The 487-nt window shown below is 59.5% G+C and carries 1 protein-coding gene; it reads right to left on the bottom strand.

Annotated elements, in window-relative coordinates; translation table 11 throughout:
* Positions 1 to 193 precede the first annotated feature (193 nt).
* Positions 194 to 487, bottom strand: a 294-nt coding sequence (locus H6A60_RS12485) for an IncC plasmid conjugative DNA transfer DtrJ family protein (RefSeq protein ID WP_205105126.1), incomplete at its 5' end; no start/stop codon positions are given.

The following is a 487-nucleotide window of genomic DNA, read 5'->3' as shown; positions in this document are numbered from 1 at the left end:
GGAGAAGGGAGAAGGGCGGCCGGCGGCCGGTTCGTTCGGGTTGATTCCGATTCGCAGCGAATTTCTGCGAATCGCGTGAAGGAACTGCTGCCGATTCGATGCGAATGAAGAAGGGCGGAGAGGACACCGGGGACGCCGGGTATGCCGGGTATGCCGAGAATGTCGAAGACGCCCGTTCGTCGACTCGTAATCGTCAAATGCGCTTCTGGATGTTCCCGAAGCAGAGTCCGAGCAAAATCGCTATGACACCGAGCATGGCAGGCACGAGCGAAGGCGGTAACGGCGTCGGACAAAGAAACGAGATGACGAGCGCAAGAAAAGCGCAAACGAGCGTCCTCCAAGAATAGGAAAAGACGAAGGGCGACGTGTAGCCGAAATCCGTACGTTTGACCGCTCGCTCGAGCCAGCCGCCCATGGCGGAGATAACGAATGCGGGCAGCCAAATGGGTAGCCAGATCGAGAAGAGGGCGATGCGGCGCCTCGCCCC

This window comes from Sutterella massiliensis (assembly GCF_016899755.1).
In the GTDB taxonomy this organism is placed as follows: Bacteria; Pseudomonadota; Gammaproteobacteria; order Burkholderiales; family Burkholderiaceae_F; genus Sutterella; species Sutterella massiliensis.
The sequence above is the reverse complement of the archived record's forward strand: the minus strand, read 5'-3'. Positions and strand labels throughout refer to the sequence as shown.